A 20034-nucleotide genomic window follows, 5' to 3' on the forward strand; every position below is an offset into this window, starting at 1 on the left:
TTCACCGAAGGGTCAGGCGCGCAGAAGTCCGGTGAGGACCGGAATGCCGTAGAGGCTCTGGGCCGCCTCGGCGGTCACGTTCGGCGCCAGCCTCGGCAGTTCGCCCACCGCGTTGACGGAGGCGTTCAGCATCTGGGCGGCGATGACCGGATCGACCGGGCGGATCGAGCCGTCGGCTATGCCGTCGCTGATCATGGCTGCGAAGCGCCGGCCGATGCGGTCGGAGCGGGCGACGATCTGCTCGCGGATGGCTTCGGGCACCACGGTCAGGGCCGAGGTGCGTAACAAGGGCCCGCGCTCGGACAGCTGGAAGGCGATCAGGCCCGACACCGCCGCGCACAGCCGGGCCCAGCCGTTCGGGCCGGAGGCGGCGTGCTGCTCCTGGCGCATCACCTCGTAGGTGCGCGCGAAGCAGTCGACCACCAGGTCGTCCTTGGCCTCGTTGTGGTGGTAGAAGGCGCCCTTGGTCAGGTTCAGGCTGGCCGAGATCCGCTCGACCGATGCGCCGCGATAGCCCTGGGCGTTGATCAGCCGGGTGGCGGCGATCAGGAAGGTCTCGTCCTCGGTCTCGGCCGGGGGCGGGGCGGGCGTCGCTTCCACCGTCGCGCCGGCCGGGGCCAGGCCGAAGGCCAGCACGTCGAACATGCGCTCGACCACCCGGGGCAGGTCCTCGGGATCGTAGGCGTTGAGCCAGATCTCCGACCACAGGGCCTGCTCCAGCAGGATGTTGGCCCGCGCGTTCAGCTCGCGCTTGCTCCAGTCGCGGTCCGGCGTGCGCATCAGATCGCCCAGCCGGTGGACCATGGCGTTGAACGGCCCCAGCGTCGCGGCTTCGTGCTCGGGGCTGAGCGCGCGCATGTCGCTGAAGTTGGCGATCGGCGCGGCGCGGCCGGCGCGGACGTCCATCTGCAGCGCCAGCCACAGCTCCAGGAACCGACGCACGCGCGCCTGTGGATCGGCTCCCCTGGCCGCCTCGGCGATCAGGACGTCGAACCGCTCGATCGCGTTCAGGAAGCAGGCGACCGCCAGGTCTTCCTTCTTGCGGAAGTAGTAGGTCACGCCGCTGGTGATCAGGCCGACGCTGTCGGCCACTTCCGCCAGGGTCATGCCTTTCACGCCCTTGCGGTTCAGCACGGCGGTCGCGGCGGCGACCACCTCGTCCTTGCGGCGGGCGTAACGCGTGGTCAAAGGAACAGCTTCTGGAGTTCAGGCTTGAGGATCTTGCCGTTGGCGTTGCGCGGCAGCGGCTCGTCCCAGAACAGCACCCGCACCGGCACCTTGAAGGCCGCCAGCCGCTCGCCCACGAAGGCGCGCATGGCCGCCTCGTCGACCTCCGAGCCCGGGCGCAGCGTCACCACCGCCGCCGGCTCCTCGCCCAGCACCTGGTGGGGCAGGCCGACCAGGGCGGCGTCGACCACCGCCGGGTGTTCGAAGAGGACGTTCTCGACCTCGACGCAGTAGATGTTCTCGCCGCCGCGGATCAGCATGTCCTTGGCCCGGTCGGCGATGTAGCAGAAGCCTTCTTCATCGAGCCGCGCCAGGTCGCCGGTCTTCAGCCAGCCGTCGACGAAGGTCGCGGCGGTGGCGTCCGGGTTGTTCCAGTAGCCGCTGACGACGTTTGGGCCCTTGACCCACAGCTCGCCGATCTCGCCAACGGGCAGGTCGAAGCCGTCGGGGCCCACGATGCGCATCTCTCCGACCGGGAAGGCCGGGCCGCAGCTGCCGGGGCGGTGCTCGTAGTCCTCGCCCTGGTGGTGGGTGAAGGTGGCGGTGGTCTCGGTCATGCCCCAGCCGGAGCCGGCGATCGCGGCCGGGAAGGTCTCGCGGATGCGCCGCACCAGTTCCGGCGCGGCCGGCGCGCCGCCGTAGGCGACGTTGACCAGCGACGACAGGTCGTGCTCGGCCAGGGCCGGATGCTCGACCAGCTGCCAGGCGATGGTCGGCACGCCTCCGGCGTGGGTGAGCTTCTCGCGCGCGATCAGGGCCATGGCCTCGGCCGGCTCCCAGCGGCGCTGGACGGCCAGCTTGGCCCCCTGCACGAACGCGGCGGTCATCAGGGCCTGGCAGCCGGTGGTGTGGAAGAACGGGATGGAGGCCAGCAAGCCCTTCTGCGGGTCTTCCGGCTTCGGCTCCGGCACGGCCTCGCCTCGGCGCACGTGCACCCGCGCGGCCGAGAAGGCGGTGTTCATCAGGGTGGTGACGGCGGCCCGGTGGGTGCCGACCGCGCCCTTCGGCCGGCCGGTGGTGCCCGAGGTGTAGAACAGGCTCGAGTCCGTTTCCGGCGTCAGTTCGACGGCCGGCAGGGCTAAATCGGGGAGGGCGCCCCAGCTGTTCACGGGACCGGTCACGTCCTCGAACCGGCGCAGGCGCGGCAGGCCCGGATCCTCGTCCGCACGCGCCACCCACACCCGCTCGAGCGTCGGGCAGGAGTCCAGCCGGCCGGCCAGCCGCTCCAGCCGCTGGGCGTCGGCGATCAGCAGCTTCGCGCCGCTATCCTGCAGGGCGAAGACCAGCTCCTGGCCTGTCCACCAGGCGTTCAGCGGCGTGGCCACCGCGCCGGCCAGCACCGCGCCGAAATAGGCGGCCGGCCACTCCGGCAGGTTGCGCATGGCGATCGCCACCCGGTCGCCCGGCTTCACGCCGTCGGCGATCAGGGCGTGGGCGACGGCCAGGGCCGCGCGGGCGAAGCCCTCGAAGTCGGTGCGTTCGTCCTCGTGGATCAGGAAGTCGCGCGTCCCGTGGGCCCGGCCCATCAGGAAGACTTCGCGCAGGGTCGGCGGCGCGTTCTTCCAGACCTTGGTGACGACCCCGCGGATCTCCGCCTCGCCCACCTCGAACGGCGATCCGGGCCGGCACATCAGCGCGTGCGCCTGGGCGAGGGACATGGCGGGGAAGGCGGACATCAGCGGCTCCATTCTTCCCCTCTCCCCTTGAGGGAGAGGGAGGGCCCCGCGCACCGGAGCCCGCTGCCAGCGGGCGGAGGTCTGCGCGGGAGGGTGAGGGGTCGCACGGCGCTGGTTGCGAAACCCCTCATCCTCCCGCGCGGACCTTCGGCCCCAAGGGCCTCCGGTGCGCGGGGCCCTCCTTCTCCCTCAGGGGGAGAAGGCTCCTAGTAGCCGCCCAGCTTCGCCAGGCGGTCGGCGTGAAAGGCGTCGTCGCCGAACAGCTCCTGGGCGACGCGGACGCGCTTCATGAAGAAGCCGATGTCGAACTCGTCGGTCATGCCGACGCCGCCGTGCATCTGCACCGCCTCCTGCGCCGCGAGCGTCGCGGTGGTCCCGGCCCGGGCCTTGGCCACGGCCACGATCGGGGCGGCGGCGTCGAACTGTTCGTCCAGCGTCTGCAGCGCCTTCAGCACGGCCGAGCGGGTGATCTCCAGCTCGGTGTAGAGGTGGGCGCAGCGGTGCTGCAGGGCCTGGAATTCGCCCACGGCCTTGCTGAACTGCTTGCGCTCCTTGAGGTAGGACAGCGTCCGCCCGAACGCCTCTTCCCCGGCGCCGGTCATCTCGGCGGCGACGGCCGCGCGGCCGACGTTGAGCACGCTTTCCAGCAGCCCCCACCCGCCGTCGACCTCGCCCAGCACGGCGTCCGCGTCGACCTCGACATCAGCGAAGGCCAGGCGCGCGGCGTTGTGGCTGTCGACCATCTGGGTGCGCTCGGTCGCGACGCCGGCAGCCTTCGGATCGACCAGGAACAGGGTCAGGCCGTCGATCTCGCCGGGCGCGCCGGCCGTCCGGGCCGCCACGATCAGCCGGTCGGCGACGTGGCCGTCGACCACGAAGGTCTTGGTCCCGTTCAGCCGGAAGCCGTTGCCCGAGCGCTCGGCCCGCAGCTCGGTCTTGGCCGGCCCGTGCTTGGCGTGCTCGTCGACGGCCAGGGCGAACAGGCGCTCGCCGGCCACGATGGCCGGCAGGTGCTCGGCCTTGTGCGCTTCGGAGCCGCCGCGGACCAGGGCGGTCACCGCCAGCAGGGCCGTCGACAGGAACGGGGAGGGCGTCAGGTTGCGGCCGATCTCCTCCATCACCACCCCGGCCTCGACGTGGCCGAGGCCCAGGCCGCCGTGGGCCTCGGGCGTGAGGATCCCGGTGAAGCCCATCTCGGCGAAGCCCTTCCACAGCTCGCGCGAGAAGCCGTCGGCGTCGCGGCGGTCGCGCAGCGCGCGCAGCTGCGCCACCGGGCCGTTCTCGGCGAGGAAGCCGCGCGCGGTGTCGCGCAGCATGGTCTGTTCGTCGTTCAGCAGCAGCGGCATGGGATCAGGCCCCCGGCAGGTCGAGGATGCGCTTGGCGATGATGTTGAGCTGGACCTCGCTGGTCCCGCCCTCGATGGAGTTGGCCTTGGTGCGCAGCCAGTCGCGCGCGGCGGCGCCGTCCTTCGAGCGCTCGCCCTCCCACTCAAGGGCGTCCGAGCCGCCGGCCGACATGAGCAGCTCGTGGCGGCGCTTGTTCAGCTCCGAGCCGTAGTACTTCAGTGCCGAGGCGAAGGCCGGGTTGCCCTGGCGCGCCTTGGCCATGTCGCCGGCCCGCTCCAGGGTCAGGCGGAAGGCGATGGCGTCGACCTCCAGCTGGGCGATCTTGGCGCGCAGCAGCGGATCGGCCAGTTGGCCGTTCTCGATCCCGACGCTCTCGGCCGCGACCAGGCCCAGCGGACGGTGGCCTGCGACCTCGCCCATGGCCCCGATCATCTCGCGCTCATGGCCCAGCAGGTATTTGGCCACGTCCCAGCCGCGGTTCAGCTCGCCGACCAGGTTGGCCTTGGGCACCTTCACGTCGGTGAAGAAGGTCTCGCAGAAGGGCGACTTGCCCGAGATCAGGGTGATCGGCTTGGTCGTCACGCCCGGCGTCGTCATGTCGAACAGCACGAAGCTGATGCCGAGGTGCTTGGGCGCGGAGAAGTCGGTGCGCACCAGGCAGAAGATCCAGTCGGCCTTGTCGGCGTAGGAGGTCCAGATCTTCTGGCCGTTGACCACCCAGTGGTCGCCGGCGTCGTCGGCGCGGGTCTGCAGCGAGGCCAGGTCGGAGCCGGCGTTCGGCTCGGAATAACCCTGGCACCAGCGGATCTCGCCGCGCGCGATCTTCGGCAGGTGCTCCTGCTTCTGTTCTTCGGTGCCGTACTTCAGCAGGGCCGGGCCCAGCATCCAGATGCCGAAGCTGGACAGGGGGAGGCGGGCGTTGATGCGGCCCATCTCCTGGCGCAGCACCTTGGCCTCCTCGCGCGACAAGCCGCCGCCGCCGTACTCGCGCGGCCATTCCGGCACGGTCCAGCCCTTGTCGGCCATGCGCTCCAGCCAGACGCGCTGGGCCTCGGACTGGAAGGTCCACTTGCGCCCGCCCCAGCAGGCGTCCTCGAAGCCCGAGGTCGGCTCGCGCATCTCGGCCGGGCAGTTCGCCTCCAGCCAGGCCCGCGTCTGCGCGCGGAAGGCGGTCAGGTCGGTCATTGCGCCTCTCCCAGGGTCACCACCAGCTTGCCCAGCGCCTCGCGCCGGGCCAGCCGCGCGATGGCCTCGCCGGCGCGGGCCAGCGGGAAGCGCTCGGAGATCTCCGGCTTGATCTTGCCGGCGGCGTAGAGCGCGAACAGCTCGCGCACGTTGGCGGCGTGGCGCTTGGGCTCGCGCGCGGCGAAGGCGCCCCAGAACACGCCCACCACCTGGCAGGCCTTAAGCAAGGTGAGGTTCAGCGGCAGCTTGGGGATGCCGGCCGGGAAGCCGACCACCAGGTGACGGCCCTCCCAGGCGATGGCCCGGAGCGCCGCTTCCGAATAGTCGCCGCCCACGGGGTCGTAGATCACGTCCGCGCCGTTCGGCCCGACCGCTTCCTTGAACAGGGCGCCCAGAGCCTTCCTGCCCGCGTCGTCGAACGGGCCGCGCGGATAGACCACCGCCGCGTCGGCGCCGTGCGCCTTGCAGAATTCGGCCTTCTCCTCGGAGGACACGGCGGCGATCACGCGCGCGCCCATGGCCTTGCCCAGCTCGATCGCCGCCAGGCCCACGCCGCCGGCCGCGCCCAGCACCAGCAGGGTTTCGCCGGCCGCAAGCTTGGCCCGGTCCTTCAGGGCGTGGTGCGAGGTGGCGTAGGTCAACAGGAAGGCCGCCGCCTCGTCGAACGGCACGCTGTCGGGGAAGGGGACGCAGGCTTCGGCCCGCACCACCATCTTCTCGGCCAGCCCGCCCCAGCCCGGCACGGCGATCACCCGCTGGCCGACGGACAGGCTCGTGACGCCTTCGCCCAGAGCCTCGACCGCGCCCGCGATCTCGCCGCCCGGCGCGAACGGGCGTTCGGGCCGGAACTGGTACTTGTCCTCGATGATCAGGGTGTCGGGGTAGTTGATCCCGCAGGCGCGTACGGCCACGACCACCTCGCCCTTGCCGGGCGTCGGATCGGGCAGGTCGGTCAGGACCAGGGTCTCGGGCCCGCCGGGGGCGGTGCTGAGCAGGGCTTTCATGCCGCTCTCCTGGGTTTGTGCGGGATCAGAACTGCGCGCCGATGGTCACGCCGCCGTCGACCACGATCTTCTGGCCGGTCATGAAGGCGCCGGCCTTCGAGGCCAGGAACACCGCCGCGCCGGCGATCTCGTCCGGCTCGCCGATGCGGCCCAGCGGGGCGCCGCGGGTCACCTTCTTCAGGGTGTCGGGGTTCTCCCACAGGGCGCGGGCGAAGTCGGTGCGCACCAGGCCCGGCGCGATGCAGTTGACCCGGATGTTGTCGCGGCCCAGCTCGACGGCCAGGTTGCGGGCCAGCTGGAAGTCGGCCGCCTTGGAGACGTTGTAGGCGCCGATGAAGGCGTCGCCGCGCAGACCGCCGATCGACGAGACGATAATGATCGCTCCGTCCTTGCGTTCGCGCATCTGCGGCGCGACCAGCTGCACCAGCCAGTTGTTGGCCAGCACGTTGTTCTCGAAGATCTTGCGGAAGGCGTCGTCCTCGATGTCGAGGATCGAGCCGTAGTGCGGGTTGGACGCCGCGTTGCAGACCAGCACGTCGATCATGCCGAAGGTCTGGACGGTGGTCTCGACCAGCCGCTGCAGGTCCTCCTTGGAGGAGATGTTGGCCGGGCAGGCGAGCGCCGTGCCCTCGCCGTACTTCGCGTCGATCTCGCGGGCGACCTCGTCGCAGGCGGCCGCCTTGCGCGAGGAGATCACCACCTTGGCCCCGTGTTCGGCCATGCGCTCGGCGATGGCCTTGCCGATGCCGCGCGAGGAGCCGGTGATGACCGCGACTTTGCCGTTCAGGTCGAACAGGGACATGGGGCGTCTTCTCCATACCGCCCTTTTGGAGGGGGTTGACGCGAACCTTATCCGGGCGCGACTGAGTGGCAAGCCGGTTTTTCAAAAATGACCGGGCGCGGCGAAGCGACCCTTGCCATGCAATGGAAATCGGCTCGATAGTGCCCGTACCGTAACTTTGGTGGATACGAGATGACGATCCGATTCGACGGCCGCGTGGCCATCGTGACCGGGGCTGGGAACGGCCTGGGCCGCCAGCACGCCCTGGCGCTCGCCGCCCGCGGCGCGAAGGTGGTGGTGAACGACCTCGGAAGCGCCCGTGACGGCGCCGGCGCCAGCTCGGCGGCCGCGGAAGCGGTCGTCGAGGAGATCCGCGCGGCTGGCGGCGAGGCGATCGCCAACGGCGCCTCGGTCACCGACATGGCCGCGGTCGAGGCCATGGTGCAGCAGGCGATGGACGCCTGGGGCCGGGTCGACATCCTGGTCAACAACGCCGGCGTCCTGCGCGACAAGACCTTCGCCAAGATGAGCGTCGAGGACTTCCGCTTCGTCATGGACGTGCACCTGATGGGCGCGGTCCACTGCACCAAGGCGGTGTGGGAGATCATGCGGGCCCAGAACTACGGCCGCATCGTCATGACCACCTCCTCTTCGGGCCTGTACGGCAACTTCGGCCAGTCCAACTACGGCGCGGCCAAGATGGCCCTGGTCGGCCTGATGCAGACCCTGTCGCTGGAAGGCGCCAAGAACGACATCCGGGTGAACTGCCTGGCCCCGACCGCCGCCACCCGCATGACCGAGGACCTGATGCCGCCGGAGGTGCTGGCCCTGCTGAAGCCGGAGACGGTGACGCCTGGCGTCATCCACCTGGTCAGCGAGAACGCGCCGACCCGAGCCATCCTGTGCGCCGGGGCCGGCTCTTTCGAGCGCGCCCACATCGGCCTGACCCAGGGGATCTTCGTCGGCGACGTCGAGGACGCGGCCGAACAGGTCGCCGCCCGCTTCGAGGCGGTGTCCGACCGCACCGGCGACCTGGTGCCCGAAAGCGGCGCCGCCCAAGGCATGGTCGAGCTGACCAAGGCCAACCAGACCAAGGCTGCTTAGTGCTGATTTCCTTCTCCCCTTGCGGGAGAAGGTGGCCGGCGGAGCCGGCCGGATGAGGGGTGTCGGCGCCGCGATCTCAGATCCTCGCGCCGGGCATCCCACGACCGGCCCCCGTCGTGCCGACACCCCTCATCCGACGCGCTCCGCGCGCCACCTTCTCCCGCAAGGGGAGAAGGGAAGAACTGAAGGACCTTCCGAATGCGCGAAGCCGTCATCGTCTCCACCGCCCGCACGCCGATCGGCAAGGCCTATCGCGGCGCCTTCAACGACACCCAGGCCCAGGCCCTGGGCGGCCACGCCATCAAGCACGCGGTCCAGCGCGCCGGGATCGACCCGGCCGAGGTCGACGACGTGGTGATCGGGGCTGCCCTGCAGCAGGGCTCGACCGGCACCAACATCGGCCGCCAGGCGGCGCTGCGGGCCGGCCTGCCGGTGAGCGTGGCGGGCATGAGCCTGGACCGGCAGTGCGCCTCGGGCCTGATGGGCATCGCCACGGCCGCCAAGCAGATCACCGGCGACGGCATGACCGTCACCGTCGGCGGCGGGCTGGAGTCCATCTCCCTGGTGCAGAACCAGAACATGAACCTGTACCGCGGCAAGGACCCGGCGCTGGTGGCCATGGTCCCGGCCATCTACATGGTCATGCTGGAGACCGCCGAGGTGGTCGCGGCCCGCTACGGCATCAGCCGCGAGGCCCAGGACGAATACGCCCTGCAGTCCCAGCAGCGCACCGCTCAGGCCCAGGCCGAAGGCCGGCTCGACGCCGAGATCGTGCCGATGACCACCACCATGCAGGTGGTCGACAAGGCCACCGGTCAGGCGAGCGCGCAGGAAATCACCCTGTCGAAGGACGAGGGCAACCGCCCGTCGACCACGCTGGAGGACCTGCAGAAGCTGCAGCCGGTGTTCAAGGCCGGCCTGGAGATCCAGGAAGGCAAGTTCATCACCGCCGGCAACGCCTCCCAGCTGTCGGACGGCGCCTCGGCCTCGGTGCTGATGGAAGCCAAGGAAGCCGAGCGCCGCGGCCTGAACCCGCTGGGCGCCTTCCGCGGCATGGCCGTGGCCGGCTGCGAGCCGGACGAGATGGGCATCGGCCCGGTGTTCGCCGTGCCGAAGCTGCTCAAGCAGCACGGCCTGACCATGGACGACATCGGCATCTGGGAGCTGAACGAGGCCTTCGCCGTGCAGGTGCTCTACTGCCGCGACAAGCTGGGCATCCCCAACGACCGGCTGAACGTGTCGGGCGGCGCCATCTCGATCGGCCACCCCTACGGCATGAGCGGCGCGCGCATGACCGGCCACGTGCTGATCGAGGGCAAGCGCCGCGGCGCCAAGTACGGCGTGGTCACCATGTGCGTCGGCGGCGGCATGGGCGCGGCCGGCCTGTTCGAAATCTATTGAGGAGCCGCCCTCGTCCTTCGACGAGCTCAGGATGAGGACTACTGTGAGCCGATGAGAAATCCTCACCCTGAGCTTGTCGAAGGGCGAGGATTTCGTGGCGGCCGAGGGGGCGCTGAAATGCTGGCTGAAGCTATGAATTCAACCGTCCGCCTTGAGGACGTGCCGGCCCTGGTCGGCCAGGAGCTGGGCGTCTCCGACTGGTTCGTGATCGACCAGCCGCGCATCGACGCCTTCGCCGAGGTGACCGAAGACCGGCAGTGGATCCACGTCGACGTCGAGCGGGCCAACGCCGAGATCGGCGGGACCATCGCCCACGGCTTCCTGACCCTGTCGATGCTGTCGGCCATGACCTACCAGATCCTGCAGGTCGAGGGCGTCAGCCGCGGCGTCAACTACGGCTTCGACAAGGTGCGCTTCCTGAGCCCCGTGCCGGCCGGCGCGCGCATCCGCCTGCGCGAGAAGTTGCTGGCGGCCGAACCGAAGGCCGGCGGCCTGGCCCTGACCCGCGAATGCACGGTGGAGATCGAGGGGCAAACGAAGCCCGCCTTGATCGCCGAGTGGATCGGGGTCCTGTACCCGTAAGCGCCGATCCGCCTCCCCCTGAGGCGAGAGCGCCACGCTTGCGATATTTTGCTGAACACGTTCGGCGTTTTTGTCGAAATTGTGGTTTGCTTCGCCTTTCGGGGGAAATGGCGAGGCCCGGTGATGCTGGCGCAAACCGTTGACGCGAAAGTCCGGTTCGAAGACCTGCCGGGCCTGGTCGGCTGCGAGCTCGGGGTGTCGGACTGGTTCACCATCGACCAGCCGCGTATCGACGCCTTCGCGGAGGTGACCGAGGACCGCCAGTGGATCCACTGCGACGTGGACCGGGCGAAGGCCGAGATGGGCGGCACTATCGCCCACGGCTTCCTGACCCTGTCGATGCTGTCGGTCATGACTTCCCAGATCCTGCAGATCGAGGGGTTCAGCCGCGGCATCAACTACGGTTTCGACAAGGTGCGCTTTCTCACCCCGGTGCCGGCCGGCGCGCGCGTGCGCCTGCGAGAGAAGCTGCGCTCGGCCGAGCGCAAGGCCGGCGCGATGCTGCTGACGCGCGAGTGCGCGGTCGAGATCGAAGGGCGCACCCGCCCGGCCATGACCGCCGAGTGGATCGGCGTCTACTATCCGTGACCCGAGGGCGCCGCAGCGCCGACGATCCTTAAAGCCATTGCGTCCGCCGCCCGCTCGTGATCGCCTCCCGTCGCTACGGGGGACGGCCATGACCAACGACGCTGGGCGGATCGCCAGCCTGGACACACTGCGCGGGCTGGGCGTGCTCGGGATCCTGGCGGTGAACGCCACCGCCTTCGCCCTGCCGTACGCCGCCCATGCCGATCCGGCGCTCGTGGCTCAGGCGCACGCCTCGCAGGTCGCCTGGGCGATCATGCACGTCTTCTTCGAGGCCAAGTTCGTCACCCTGTTCTCCCTGCTGTTCGGGGCGTCGGTCCTGCTGGTCGGGGGTGAGCGGCGCGATCCGGAGAAGAGCCCGGTGCTGTGGCGGCGGCTGGGGTGGCTGGCGGTGTTCGGCGTGCTGCACGGGGCGGCGATCTGGTTCGGCGACATCCTGCTGCTGTACGCGGTGGCTGGATCGCTGGCGGCCCTGGCCCGTTCGTGGGCGCCCAAGCGGCTGTTCACGGTCGGCAGTCTGCTGCTTTTGGGCGTGATCCTGCTCGAGATCGCCAGCCCGGTGTCGTCCCTGTTCATCCCGCAGGCGCGGGTCGAGATCGCGGCCTACGCGGCCAGGGCGGCGGCCGGGGCGCCGGCGGAGATCGCCGCCTATCGCGGCGGCTTGGCCAGCGCCCTGCAGGCTAACTTCAAGAGCTGGCTGGTCCTGCAGGTCCCCTCGCTGATCTTCTACGTCTGGAACGCGCTGGGCCTGATGATGATCGGCATGGGTCTGCTCAGAACCGGCGTGTTCCAGGCGCGCCGTGGGGCGGGGCTCTACGTCGTCCTGCTGCTGCTCGGCGCCGCGGCGCTGGGCGTGATTGGCTGGACCGCCTGGGGCGACGTGGAGGCCGGCATGGCCTCGCCGACCTGGCGCGCCTATGTCGCCATCGCCAACGCCACCCTCGCGCCGGTGGTCACCCTGGGCTACCTGGCCCTGGTCGCCCTGCTGCTGAAGGCGGGCGCCCTGCGCGGCGTGACCTCGGCCCTGGCCAATGTCGGCAAGATGGCCTTCACCAACTACATCGCCCAGTCGGTGATCATGACCACCCTGTTCTGGAGCGGCCGCGGCTTGGGCCTGTTCGGCCAGCTGACCCGGGCCGAGCTATGGGCGGTGGTCGGCGCGATCTGGGTGCTGCAGATCGCCTGGTCGCAGCTGTGGATGCGCAGCTTCCGCTACGGGCCGCTGGAGTGGGTGTGGCGCAGCCTGAGCCACGCGCGCCGCCTGCCGATCCGCCGCCCGCGCGACGAGGCGCGCGAACCGGCCGCCGCCTGAGGCTCAGACCTAGCCCGTGATCTCCGACGCCACGGCGAACCGCCCCAGCACCTCGCGCGCCGTCGCCGCCTGGGCCGGATCGGCCAGGGTCACGGTGGCCAGCGTGCCGCGCTGCTTGTCCTCGGCGGCGACGACCACAGCCTTCACCCCGGCCGTGGCCAGGGCGTCGGTCAGGGCGCTCTCGACCTCCATCCACCTGAGCTTCGGCTTGAACAGCTTGCCGACCGCGGTCAGCGGCATTTCCGGGATGATGCGCACCGCCCTGGGCTGGGCGGCGCGCTCGCCGATCTCGGCGTGGGCGAAGGCCAGCAGCTCGGCTTCCGTCGCGTGCAGGCCGGGGCGCAGCTGGACGTAGGCGATCGGCACCTCGCCGGAATGCGGGTCGGGCCGGCCGACCGCGGCCGCCAGTTCCACCGACGGATGGCGGTGCAGCGGGTCCTCGATCGAGGCCGGGTCGATGTTGTGGCCGCCGCGGATGATCAGCTCCTTCTTGCGGCCGGTCAGCCAGAAGTAGCCGTCGGCGTCCTGGCGGCCGAGGTCGCCGGAGTTGAACCAGCGCTGGCCGTCGCCCAGCTCGAGCCAAATGTTCTGGTTGTGCGCCTCGGTGCGGTAGCCGGCGAACATGTTGGGGCCGGCCAGGGCGACCACGCCGATCTCGTCGACGGCGGCGTCGCGCACGTATTTGCCGGCGTCGTCGACGATGACGATCTTCATCTGCTGGAACGGCAGGTGCAGGCCGATCGAGCCGACCCGCCGGTCGCCCAGCGGCGGGTTGACCGAGCTGACGCAGGTGGACTCGGTCATGCCGTAGCCCTCTAGGATCTTCAGCCCGGTGCGCTCCTGGAAGGTCTTGAACACCTCCACCGGCATGGGCGCGGCCCCGCACAGGGCGAACTCCAGGCTGGAGACGTCGCGGCTTCCGATCGGGACCTGAAGCAAGGCGGCGAACAGGGTCGGCACGCCGTTGAACAGGGTCACCCGGTGGCGGTCGACGATGTCCCAGAAGTGCTGGATCAGGCCCTCGGCCCGATAGCCCTGGGGCGTGCCGACCAGCACGTGCGCGCCGCGCGCGAACGGGGCCAGGCCGCTGACCGTCACGGCGTTCACATGGAACAGCGGCAGGCCGGAGAAGATGGTGGTCTTCGGCCCCAGCCCCTGGCCCAGCCAGCGCCCGGCCATCCAGGCGTTGGCCACCTCGTTGGCGTGGCGGCGCATGGCGATCTTCGGCGTGCCGGTGGTGCCGCCGGTGCCGAAGTAGGAGGAGAAGTCGCCGGGCGAGATGCTGCGGCCGCTGACCAGCCGATCGTTCGGCTGGGCGTCGACCGCCTTGCCGAAGTCGTGCACGCCTACGCCGGTCATCGGCTTATGTCGCTTAGCCTCGCGCCTCTGCAGCCAGCGGGCGGGCAGATTCTTAATCCCGCGCACGCGGTCGGCCAGGTTGACCAGCACGACGTGGCGCAGGCTGGGGACCTGGGCGACCACGCCCTGCAGCTTTTCGTAGAGGTCTGTGTGCGGGAAGGGCGCCAGCGTCACCAGCACCTTGGCCTCGGCCGCGTTCAGCAGCTCGGCGATGGTCTCGGCCCCCAGCATCGGGTTGATGGCGAAGGCGATGCCGGCGGCTTCCGCGCCCCAGATGGTGAAGTGGGTCTCGGGCAGGTTGGGCAGGACGTAGGCGACCACGTCGTTCTTGCCGACGCCCAGGCTGTGGAACAGGTTGGCGGTCTGGGTGATGCGCCGGAAGAAGCGGCGATAGCTCCAGCTCTCCGGTCGGGCGTGGCCGTCGACGCTCAGGAAGAAGGACAGCGCCTTGGCGTGCGGCCGCTGGCGGGCGGTGCGCCCGATCATCTCGTAGGTGCTGGCCGGCAGGTCGCGCGGCATGCCCGCGGCCTCGATGGCCGTCACGTCATTCAGGCCGGAAACGGCCCGTTCCTTGGGCGTCCACAACACGAAGGCGCTTCCTGTGGCGCGCGTCTGACGGCGGCCGTGGGGGAATTAAGCCCGGGAAGGCGGTGGCTGTCACCTGCGTGATCCTGCGGAGGGCCGCGCGCAGGCTAATCCATGCGTTCGGCCCATTGGGCGCGGGACAGCCCCGGTTCGAACGGGTCGGCGAAGTACTGGGTCTCGTGGACCACCTGGCCGGCCTCGAACTCCATGATGCTGACCATGTGGACCGGCCGCTCGTCGTAGGTGACGACCACCTCGCTGATCCAAAGATCGCGGCCGCCAAGCAGGCGTCGCACCCTGAAGCGCTTCCGGCTCGGCTGCGCCGTGCGGGAGGCCTGAATGCTTTCGCGGCCGCGGATGCGTTCGCCCGATTGTGGGTAATCGAGGATCGCGTCTTCCCTGTAGATCTGGTGTTCCGACGCGAAGTCGTCGATGTCGGAAGCCGCCCAGTGCCGCTGCAAGGCGGCGCGTACGTCGTCGTCACGCATGAGGGGCTCCTACGGCGGCCGGAAACCGCGGCGTTCAGGGCGCGGTTCCGGGCGAGGCTTTCGGCCGCCAGGGATCTTAGGCGGAGGCGTGCCGTGCGTACTCCAGCCGCGCGATCGCCCGGCAGTGCACCTCGTCGGGGCCGTCCGCGATGCGGAGCGTGCGGATCATGGCGTAGAGCCGGGCCAGGCCGAAGTCCTCCGACACGCCGCCGCCGCCGTGGGCCTGGATGGCGTCGTCGATCACCTTCAGGGCGATGCGCGGGGCCGCCACCTTGATCATGGCGATCTCGAGCTGGGCGACCTTGTTGCCGGCCTTGTCCATCATGTCGGCGGCTTTCAGGCACAGCAGGCGGGTCATCTCGATGTCGATGCGCGCCTCGGCGACGCGCTGCTCCCACACAGACTGCTCGGCCACCGCCTTGCCGAAGGCTTTGCGGGCGAGCAGACGTTTGACCATCTTTTCCAGCGCCACTTCAGCCGCGCCGATGGTGCGCATGCAGTGGTGGATGCGGCCGGGGCCCAGGCGGCCCTGGGCGATCTCGAAGCCGCGCCCTTCGCCCAGGATCAGGTTCTCGGCCAGCACGCGCACGTTTTCGAGGATCACCTCGGCGTGGCCGTGCGGCGCGTCGTCGTAGCCGAAGACGGGGAGCATGCGCACGATCTTCACGCCCGGCGCGTCCAGCGGCACCAGGATCTGCGACTGCTGCTGGTGGCGATGCGCGGTCGGGTCGGTCTTGCCCATGACGATGGCCACGGCGCAGCGCGGATCGCCGACGCCCGAGGACCACCACTTGCGGCCGTTGACGACATAGTCGTCGCCGTCGCGCACGATCGAGGTCTCGATGTTGGTGGCGTCGGAGGAGGCGACCTGCGGCTCGGTCATCAGGAAGGCCGAACGGATCCGGCCTTCCAGCAGCGGGGTCAGCCAGCGGCGCTTCTGCTCGGGCGTGCCGTAGCGGTGCAGCACCTCCATGTTGCCGGTGTCCGGCGCGGAGCAGTTGAACACCTCCGAGGCCCACAGCACCCGGCCCATCTCCTCGGCGCACATGGCGTATTCGAGGTTGGTCAGGCCCGCGCCGTGGAAGCCGTCCTCGTCGTGCCGCTCGTTCGGCGGCAGGAACAGGTTCCACAGCCCCTCGGCCTTCGCCTTGGCCTTCAGCTCCTCCATGATCGGCGGCACGGACCAGCGGTCGCCGGCCGCGTGCTGCGCCTCGTAGGTCGCCAGGTTCGGATAGACGTGGGCGGCCATGAAGGCGCGCACGCGGTCGCGCCAATAGCTCTGACGCTCGGACGGGGTGAAGTTCATGCGGGGACTCCGGGCCTGATCATGGCGACCCGTCAGGCGTAGCACGGACTCGCGCGGCCGCCAGAACGAATTTTCAAAGTGGGTGGCGATCCGCCCGAAAGCATCTGATTGTTAAGGGGTTGTGCCCGGGTCTAGTCCGCGTACCGTGCTTTCAATTCGGCGGCTTTGTCGGCGGAGTTTCGGGTTGCGGCGAGGCTTGCGGCTCGGCCTCGGTGGTGTTCTTCGACGGTTCGGCCGCCAGCGGCGCGGCCTGCTCGCTCAGCCGGTCGCGGGTGTTGGGATCGACGATGGCGAGAGGGGCGGCGACCACCACGCCGGCCGCCGTGCCGACCGTGCGCCCGGCGCCGACCGCCAGCACGCCGACCTGCTCGCCGAGGCTGGGGTTGTAGTCGCTGAGCTTCTGGCCCTGGGCCAGGCGGCCGCCCAGCACCTGTACGATCTGCGGGCTGGCCACGAACTTTTCGTGGTTGAACGGGTCGCCGGTCTTCAGCTTCGACAGGTCGATCACCGTCACGCCGGGGTGCGCCTCCAGCCGCGAACGCCAGGGCTCCTTCGCCGGGTCGACGGCGCCCAGCCTGCCGACGTCGCCGGCGATGAAGCGCGACAGCGAAAGCGCCCGGTCGTCGGTCGAGACGAAGATGGTGAAGTGCGGCTTCTCCGGCCCCAGGGACTCGTACTGCTCGCGGAAGACGTCGATGTCGATGTCCGGGGCGGCCAGCACCACGTTGGTGATTTTCGCCGGCACGCGCCCCTGGCGGACCGCGGTCTGGCGCAACGCCTCCATGGTCAGGTAGGTGCCCATGGAGTGGGCCAGGATGGTGATGTCCTTCACCTCCGGCGCCTTGGCCGCGCGGGTCAGCGCCGCCTCCAGGGCGTTGCGCGAGTAGTTGGCGCTCTCCCGATCATAGACATAGGCGAACACGCTGCCGCGCGAGGGCCAGGTGAACAGCACCGGCGCCATGGGCGCGCCGGAGTCGTGGACGATCTGGGCGAAGCGGAAGACCGCACTCTCGAAGCGGGTGTTGAAGCCGTGCACGAAGACCAGCAGCCGGCCGTCGGCCCCGGCCGTGCGGGTGAACCAGTCGGTCGCCTGGCCCAGTTCCAGCGGCCGGACGCTGAGCACGGCGAACTCCTTGGCGGGGTCGGGCGTGTTCGTCTTCGGCCACTCGACGTCGCCGATCTTGCGCGAGGCCTCGGGCGGAATGGAGACGACGATCTCGGTGGTGCGATAGCCGATGCCGCGCTCGCCGGTGAACAGCACGCCCGGATCGGGCGAGGGCTTGCGGGTGGTGACGATCAGCATGTCCACCGTGCTGCCGCCCGGCGGGGCCGGTCCGACCGGGCGGAGAAAGGCCTCCGGCGTCGAGGCGCAGGCGGTCAGCAGCAGGGCGCCGAGCAGGGCCGACAGGAGGCGGGCGACGCGGACCATCGTCGTTCCAACCGGCGTGCGGGGAGGGCGGTTGCGGCCGGGCCAGCAAGCGCGGCGCTCGTTGTGGCGCGGCCTTCGGCGTTCAGGTCGAACTGGCTGGGTCCCGGATAAGCGCTTCGCGCTTTCCGCGATGACGGGGTTTGGTCAGAACGGCCCGTGCTTGCCGTAGTGCTCGAACTTCCCCTCTTCGGCCTTGTAGTAGTACTGCGAGGCGACCAGCCAGCCCTTGATGGGGCGCAGCGTCGCCAGGCAGCCGATCACCAGCAGGGGCAGGGTGCCGACCAGGTGGAAGACGATGGGCGGGCGGTAGGCGACCTCCACCCAGGCGAACAGGCCCATGATCACCAGGCCGACGATGCTCATCGAGAAGAAGGCCGGGCCGTCGGCCGGGTCGGCGAACGAGAAGTCCAGGCCGCAGACGCTGCAGCTAGGCGCCAAGGTCAGGAATCCCTTGTACAGCTTGCCCTTGCCGCAGCGCGGGCAGCGGCAGGCCGGGCCCGTCTTCCAAGGCGAGAGGGGCGGGTAGGCGGCGGGCTCGGTCATCGGCTGATCCATACAATCCGGTTGACGTCTGCATACATGTGAACGCTAATGTATGGATTATTGTGGCCGGAGGCCAGCGTGTCCGTCCCTCGCCTGATCGAAATTCTGCGCGCGCGCTACGAGGCCGCCTCGGGGGCGCGCTACCTGCGCATTGTCGACGCCCTGGAGGCGGCGGTCCGCGCCGGCGAGCTGCAGGGCGGTGATCGCCTGCCGACGCACCGCGCCCTGGCCGAGGCGCTGGGCGTCGACCTGACCACCGTCACCCGCGCCTACGGGGCCGCACGCGAGCGGGGCCTGCTGGACGGGGCGGTCGGGCGGGGCACCTTCGTGCGCGGGGCGGCCGCCGAGGCCGACCGCGGCCTGGTCGACCTCAGCATGAACATCCCGCCCCAGCCCGAGGGGCGCTCATTGCGCCGCCTGCTGGCCGAGGGCCTGTCGGGCGTGCTCGGCCGCGCCGACACCGCGACCCTGATGGCCTACCGCCCGGTCGGCGGCGGGGCGGCCGAGCGGGCGGCGGTCGTTCAGTGGCTGGAGCCGCTGCTGGGCAGGATCGCGCCGGAGCGGGCCCTGGTCGCCCCGGGCGCCCAGGCGGTGTTGAACGCCCTGCTGGTCAGCGTGGTGCGGCCCGGGGGCGCGCTGGCGGTCGAGCCGCTGACCTATCCGGGTCTGCTGTCGCTGGCGCGGCATCTGGGGATCGGCCTGGTCCCGGTCGAGGTCGATGCGGAGGGCGTGACGCCCGAGGCGCTGGAGCGGGTCTGCGCCGAGCGCCGGCCCCAGGCGCTGTATCTCACCCCCACCATCCAGAACCCGACCACCGCGACCATGAGCGTCGAACGGCGTGAGGCGGTGGTCCGCATCGCCGCCGCCCACGGCCTGGCGATCATCGAGGACGACGCCTACGGCCTGCTGCCGGAAAGCCCGCTTCCGCCGATCGCCCGCTTCGCGCCGGAGCGGACCTGGTACGTCTCCACCCTGTCCAAGTGCCTGTCGCCGGGCCTGCGCCTGGCCTTCGCCGTCGCGCCCGACGCCGCCGGAGCCGAGCGGCTGGCCGCGGCGATGAGGGCTGTGACCGGCATGGCCTCGCCGCTGGCGAGCGCCCTGATCCTGGGCTGGATCCGCGACGGCGTCGCCCAGGACCTGCTGGAGGGCGTACGCGCGGAAGCGGGCGCCCGGCGGGCGCTGGCGGGCGACATTCTCCCGAGCGCGACCGGCCCCGCGAACGGCATCCACGTCTGGCTGGACCTGCCGCCGGCCTGGGACCGCTTCGCCCTGGTCGACGCCGCACGCGCGCGGGGCCTGGCGCCCGCGCCGGCCGACGCCTTCGCCGCGGCGGGGGCGGCGCGCAACGGCGTGCGTCTGTCTCTGGGGGCGGCGCGGGACCGCGAGTCCCTGAGCCGCGCGCTGCAGGCCCTGGCCGCCACGCTCAAGTCCGCGCCGGCCTTCGCCCACGTGGTCTGAGGCCGTTCAGCCCCGCTTGCGGGCGATCCGGTCCTTGCGGTGCACTTCGTCGATCAAGGGGCGGCAGGTGCGCTCGATCTCGTGGATGGCGGCGTCCACCCGCGCGGCGATCGGGTCGGTGTCGCGCGCGCCCCAGCCGACGTCGCGCTCCATTTGGCCGCGCGCCTGCGCCGCCTCGGGCGTGGGCGCGTCGTCGGCGTAGCTGCGCATCAGATCGCGGGCGCAGCGCACCACGTCGTCGCGCGCCGCCATGATCTCGTCGAACGGCCGCGCCGCCGCCTCGCCGAACACGGCCATGAAGCGGTAGCGATTGGCCTGCAGGTCGGAGAACAACGCCATCTCGCGCGACAGGCGCTCCACCGGCGCGGAAGCCGCCTGACGCCGGCGCGCCTCGGCGTCGTCGTCGGCGCCCTCGCCGGCGCCCGGCGCGTCGGCGAACACGTCGGGATGGGGGAAGCGGGCCCAGGTCAGGGCGTCGCGGGCCCGGTAGAACTGGGCCAGCACCTCCTCGGCCAGCTCGGTCTTGCGCCGGCCGACCGCCTCGGCCCGCCAAGCTCCCACGCCGCGCAGGCCCACCCAGCCGGCGATCGCCGCGGCCAGGCCCGTCGACAGATCCCGGAGCGTCGAGGCCCAAGACGGGAAGTCATGCATGGCCGCGCCTC

At 70.7% G+C, this 20034-nt stretch carries 18 protein-coding genes and 1 pseudogene; 6 read left to right on the forward strand and 13 right to left on the reverse strand.

Annotated elements, in window-relative coordinates:
• Positions 1-12 precede the first annotated feature (12 nt).
• The 6 genes from H8B08_RS13180 to H8B08_RS13205 all read right to left on the reverse strand — a co-directional run bounded on the left by H8B08_RS13180 (position 13) and on the right by H8B08_RS13205 (position 7241).
• Positions 13-1188 carry a TetR/AcrR family transcriptional regulator gene (locus tag H8B08_RS13180; RefSeq protein WP_255500827.1) on the reverse strand — a complete coding sequence of 392 codons (1176 nt, stop codon included), beginning with the start codon at positions 1186-1188 and terminating at the stop codon, positions 13-15.
• Complete coding sequence (locus tag H8B08_RS13185; RefSeq protein ID WP_255500828.1) at positions 1185-2903, reverse strand: class I adenylate-forming enzyme family protein; 1719 nt, start codon at positions 2901-2903, stop codon at positions 1185-1187. Before H8B08_RS13185 ends, H8B08_RS13180 begins: the two co-directional genes overlap by 4 nt.
• A 206-nt stretch (positions 2904-3109) precedes the next feature.
• Positions 3110-4249 (reverse strand): acyl-CoA dehydrogenase family protein, encoded by a 1140-nt coding sequence (locus tag H8B08_RS13190; RefSeq protein ID WP_187450657.1) that lies wholly within the window; start codon positions 4247-4249, stop codon positions 3110-3112.
• A 4-nt stretch (positions 4250-4253) separates the two neighbouring features.
• Positions 4254-5435, reverse strand: coding sequence for an acyl-CoA dehydrogenase family protein (locus tag H8B08_RS13195; protein ID WP_187450658.1), 1182 nt, complete (start codon positions 5433-5435; stop codon positions 4254-4256).
• Positions 5432-6439, reverse strand: a complete 1008-nt coding sequence (locus H8B08_RS13200; RefSeq protein ID WP_187450659.1) for an NADPH:quinone oxidoreductase family protein — start codon at positions 6437-6439, stop codon at positions 5432-5434. Before H8B08_RS13200 ends, H8B08_RS13195 begins: the two co-directional genes overlap by 4 nt.
• 25 nt (positions 6440-6464) lie before the next feature.
• Positions 6465-7241, reverse strand: a complete 777-nt coding sequence (locus H8B08_RS13205) for an SDR family oxidoreductase (protein WP_187450660.1) — start codon at positions 7239-7241, stop codon at positions 6465-6467.
• A gap of 171 nt (positions 7242-7412) precedes the next feature.
• Between H8B08_RS13205 and H8B08_RS13210 the strand changes: the two genes are divergently transcribed.
• Positions 7413-8324: an SDR family NAD(P)-dependent oxidoreductase gene (locus H8B08_RS13210; protein ID WP_187450661.1), complete on the forward strand. Its 912-nt coding sequence runs from the start codon at positions 7413-7415 to the stop codon at positions 8322-8324.
• A gap of 198 nt (positions 8325-8522) precedes the next feature.
• Positions 8523-9725 (forward strand): acetyl-CoA C-acyltransferase, encoded by a 1203-nt coding sequence (locus H8B08_RS13215; protein WP_187450662.1) that lies wholly within the window; start codon positions 8523-8525, stop codon positions 9723-9725.
• On the opposite strand, the pseudogene H8B08_RS19280 reads toward H8B08_RS13215, so the two are convergent.
• Positions 9724-9816, reverse strand: a pseudogene (locus tag H8B08_RS19280) (hypothetical protein); the annotation flags it as partial. The gene H8B08_RS13215 and the pseudogene H8B08_RS19280 overlap by 2 nt on opposite strands.
• A gap of 41 nt (positions 9817-9857) precedes the next feature.
• On the opposite strand from H8B08_RS19280, the gene H8B08_RS13220 reads away from it, so the two are divergent.
• From H8B08_RS13220 to H8B08_RS13230, 3 genes are all read left to right on the forward strand, one after another.
• On the forward strand, positions 9858-10307 hold the full coding sequence (locus tag H8B08_RS13220; protein WP_187450663.1) for a MaoC family dehydratase: 450 nt from the start codon (positions 9858-9860) through the stop codon (positions 10305-10307).
• A 123-nt stretch (positions 10308-10430) separates the two neighbouring features.
• Positions 10431-10895, forward strand: coding sequence for a MaoC family dehydratase (locus tag H8B08_RS13225; protein ID WP_187450664.1), 465 nt, complete (start codon positions 10431-10433; stop codon positions 10893-10895).
• 88 nt (positions 10896-10983) lie between these two features.
• Positions 10984-12204: a DUF418 domain-containing protein gene (locus H8B08_RS13230; protein ID WP_187450665.1), complete on the forward strand. Its 1221-nt coding sequence runs from the start codon at positions 10984-10986 to the stop codon at positions 12202-12204.
• Between the two features lie 9 nt (positions 12205-12213).
• On the opposite strand, the gene H8B08_RS13235 is transcribed toward H8B08_RS13230, so the two are convergent.
• The 5 genes from H8B08_RS13235 to H8B08_RS13255 all read right to left on the reverse strand — a co-directional run bounded on the left by H8B08_RS13235 (position 12214) and on the right by H8B08_RS13255 (position 17914).
• Positions 12214-14151 carry an acyl-CoA synthetase gene (locus H8B08_RS13235; protein WP_222934470.1) on the reverse strand — a complete coding sequence of 646 codons (1938 nt, stop codon included), beginning with the start codon at positions 14149-14151 and terminating at the stop codon, positions 12214-12216.
• A gap of 104 nt (positions 14152-14255) precedes the next feature.
• Positions 14256-14636 (reverse strand): nuclear transport factor 2 family protein, encoded by a 381-nt coding sequence (locus H8B08_RS13240; protein ID WP_187450666.1) that lies wholly within the window; start codon positions 14634-14636, stop codon positions 14256-14258.
• Between the two features lie 76 nt (positions 14637-14712).
• Positions 14713-15942, reverse strand: a complete 1230-nt coding sequence (locus H8B08_RS13245) for an acyl-CoA dehydrogenase family protein (RefSeq protein WP_187450667.1) — start codon at positions 15940-15942, stop codon at positions 14713-14715.
• A gap of 151 nt (positions 15943-16093) precedes the next feature.
• On the reverse strand, positions 16094-17371 hold the full coding sequence (locus tag H8B08_RS13250) for an alpha/beta hydrolase (protein ID WP_187450668.1): 1278 nt from the start codon (positions 17369-17371) through the stop codon (positions 16094-16096).
• A 144-nt stretch (positions 17372-17515) separates the two neighbouring features.
• On the reverse strand, positions 17516-17914 hold the full coding sequence (locus tag H8B08_RS13255) for a DUF983 domain-containing protein (protein ID WP_187450669.1): 399 nt from the start codon (positions 17912-17914) through the stop codon (positions 17516-17518).
• Between the two features lie 78 nt (positions 17915-17992).
• Between H8B08_RS13255 and H8B08_RS13260 the strand changes: the two genes are divergently transcribed.
• On the forward strand, positions 17993-19372 hold the full coding sequence (locus H8B08_RS13260) for a PLP-dependent aminotransferase family protein (RefSeq protein ID WP_370545474.1): 1380 nt from the start codon (positions 17993-17995) through the stop codon (positions 19370-19372).
• Between the two features lie 6 nt (positions 19373-19378).
• On the opposite strand, the gene H8B08_RS13265 is transcribed toward H8B08_RS13260, so the two are convergent.
• The gene (locus H8B08_RS13265) at positions 19379-20023 is read right to left on the reverse strand and encodes a hypothetical protein (RefSeq protein WP_187450671.1); all 645 of its coding nucleotides are present in this window, start codon (positions 20021-20023) and stop codon (positions 19379-19381) included.
• Between the last annotated feature and the right edge of the window lie 11 nt (positions 20024-20034).

It is taken from the genome of Caulobacter sp. 17J80-11, from assembly GCF_014349105.1.
GTDB lineage: Bacteria > Pseudomonadota > Alphaproteobacteria > Caulobacterales > Caulobacteraceae > 17J80-11.

Excerpts from the sequence above, each read along its gene's own strand:
- H8B08_RS13185 (WP_255500828.1), bottom strand. The coding sequence starts at position 2,903 with ATGTCCGCCTTCCCCGCCATGTCCCTCGCCCAGGCGCACGCGCTGATG.
- H8B08_RS13190 (WP_187450657.1), bottom strand. The coding sequence starts at position 4,249 with ATGCCGCTGCTGCTGAACGACGAACAGACCATGCTGCGCGACACCGCG.
- H8B08_RS13195 (WP_187450658.1), bottom strand. The coding sequence starts at position 5,435 with ATGACCGACCTGACCGCCTTCCGCGCGCAGACGCGGGCCTGGCTGGAG.
- H8B08_RS13200 (WP_187450659.1), bottom strand. The coding sequence starts at position 6,439 with ATGAAAGCCCTGCTCAGCACCGCCCCCGGCGGGCCCGAGACCCTGGTC.
- H8B08_RS13205 (WP_187450660.1), bottom strand. The coding sequence starts at position 7,241 with ATGTCCCTGTTCGACCTGAACGGCAAAGTCGCGGTCATCACCGGCTCC.
- H8B08_RS13210 (WP_187450661.1), top strand. The coding sequence starts at position 7,413 with ATGACGATCCGATTCGACGGCCGCGTGGCCATCGTGACCGGGGCTGGG.
- H8B08_RS13215 (WP_187450662.1), top strand. The coding sequence starts at position 8,523 with ATGCGCGAAGCCGTCATCGTCTCCACCGCCCGCACGCCGATCGGCAAG.
- H8B08_RS13220 (WP_187450663.1), top strand. The coding sequence starts at position 9,858 with ATGAATTCAACCGTCCGCCTTGAGGACGTGCCGGCCCTGGTCGGCCAG.
- H8B08_RS13225 (WP_187450664.1), top strand. The coding sequence starts at position 10,431 with ATGCTGGCGCAAACCGTTGACGCGAAAGTCCGGTTCGAAGACCTGCCG.
- H8B08_RS13230 (WP_187450665.1), top strand. The coding sequence starts at position 10,984 with ATGACCAACGACGCTGGGCGGATCGCCAGCCTGGACACACTGCGCGGG.
- H8B08_RS13240 (WP_187450666.1), bottom strand. The coding sequence starts at position 14,636 with ATGCGTGACGACGACGTACGCGCCGCCTTGCAGCGGCACTGGGCGGCT.
- H8B08_RS13245 (WP_187450667.1), bottom strand. The coding sequence starts at position 15,942 with ATGAACTTCACCCCGTCCGAGCGTCAGAGCTATTGGCGCGACCGCGTG.
- H8B08_RS13250 (WP_187450668.1), bottom strand. The coding sequence starts at position 17,371 with ATGGTCCGCGTCGCCCGCCTCCTGTCGGCCCTGCTCGGCGCCCTGCTG.
- H8B08_RS13255 (WP_187450669.1), bottom strand. The coding sequence starts at position 17,914 with ATGACCGAGCCCGCCGCCTACCCGCCCCTCTCGCCTTGGAAGACGGGC.
- H8B08_RS13265 (WP_187450671.1), bottom strand. The coding sequence starts at position 20,023 with ATGCATGACTTCCCGTCTTGGGCCTCGACGCTCCGGGATCTGTCGACG.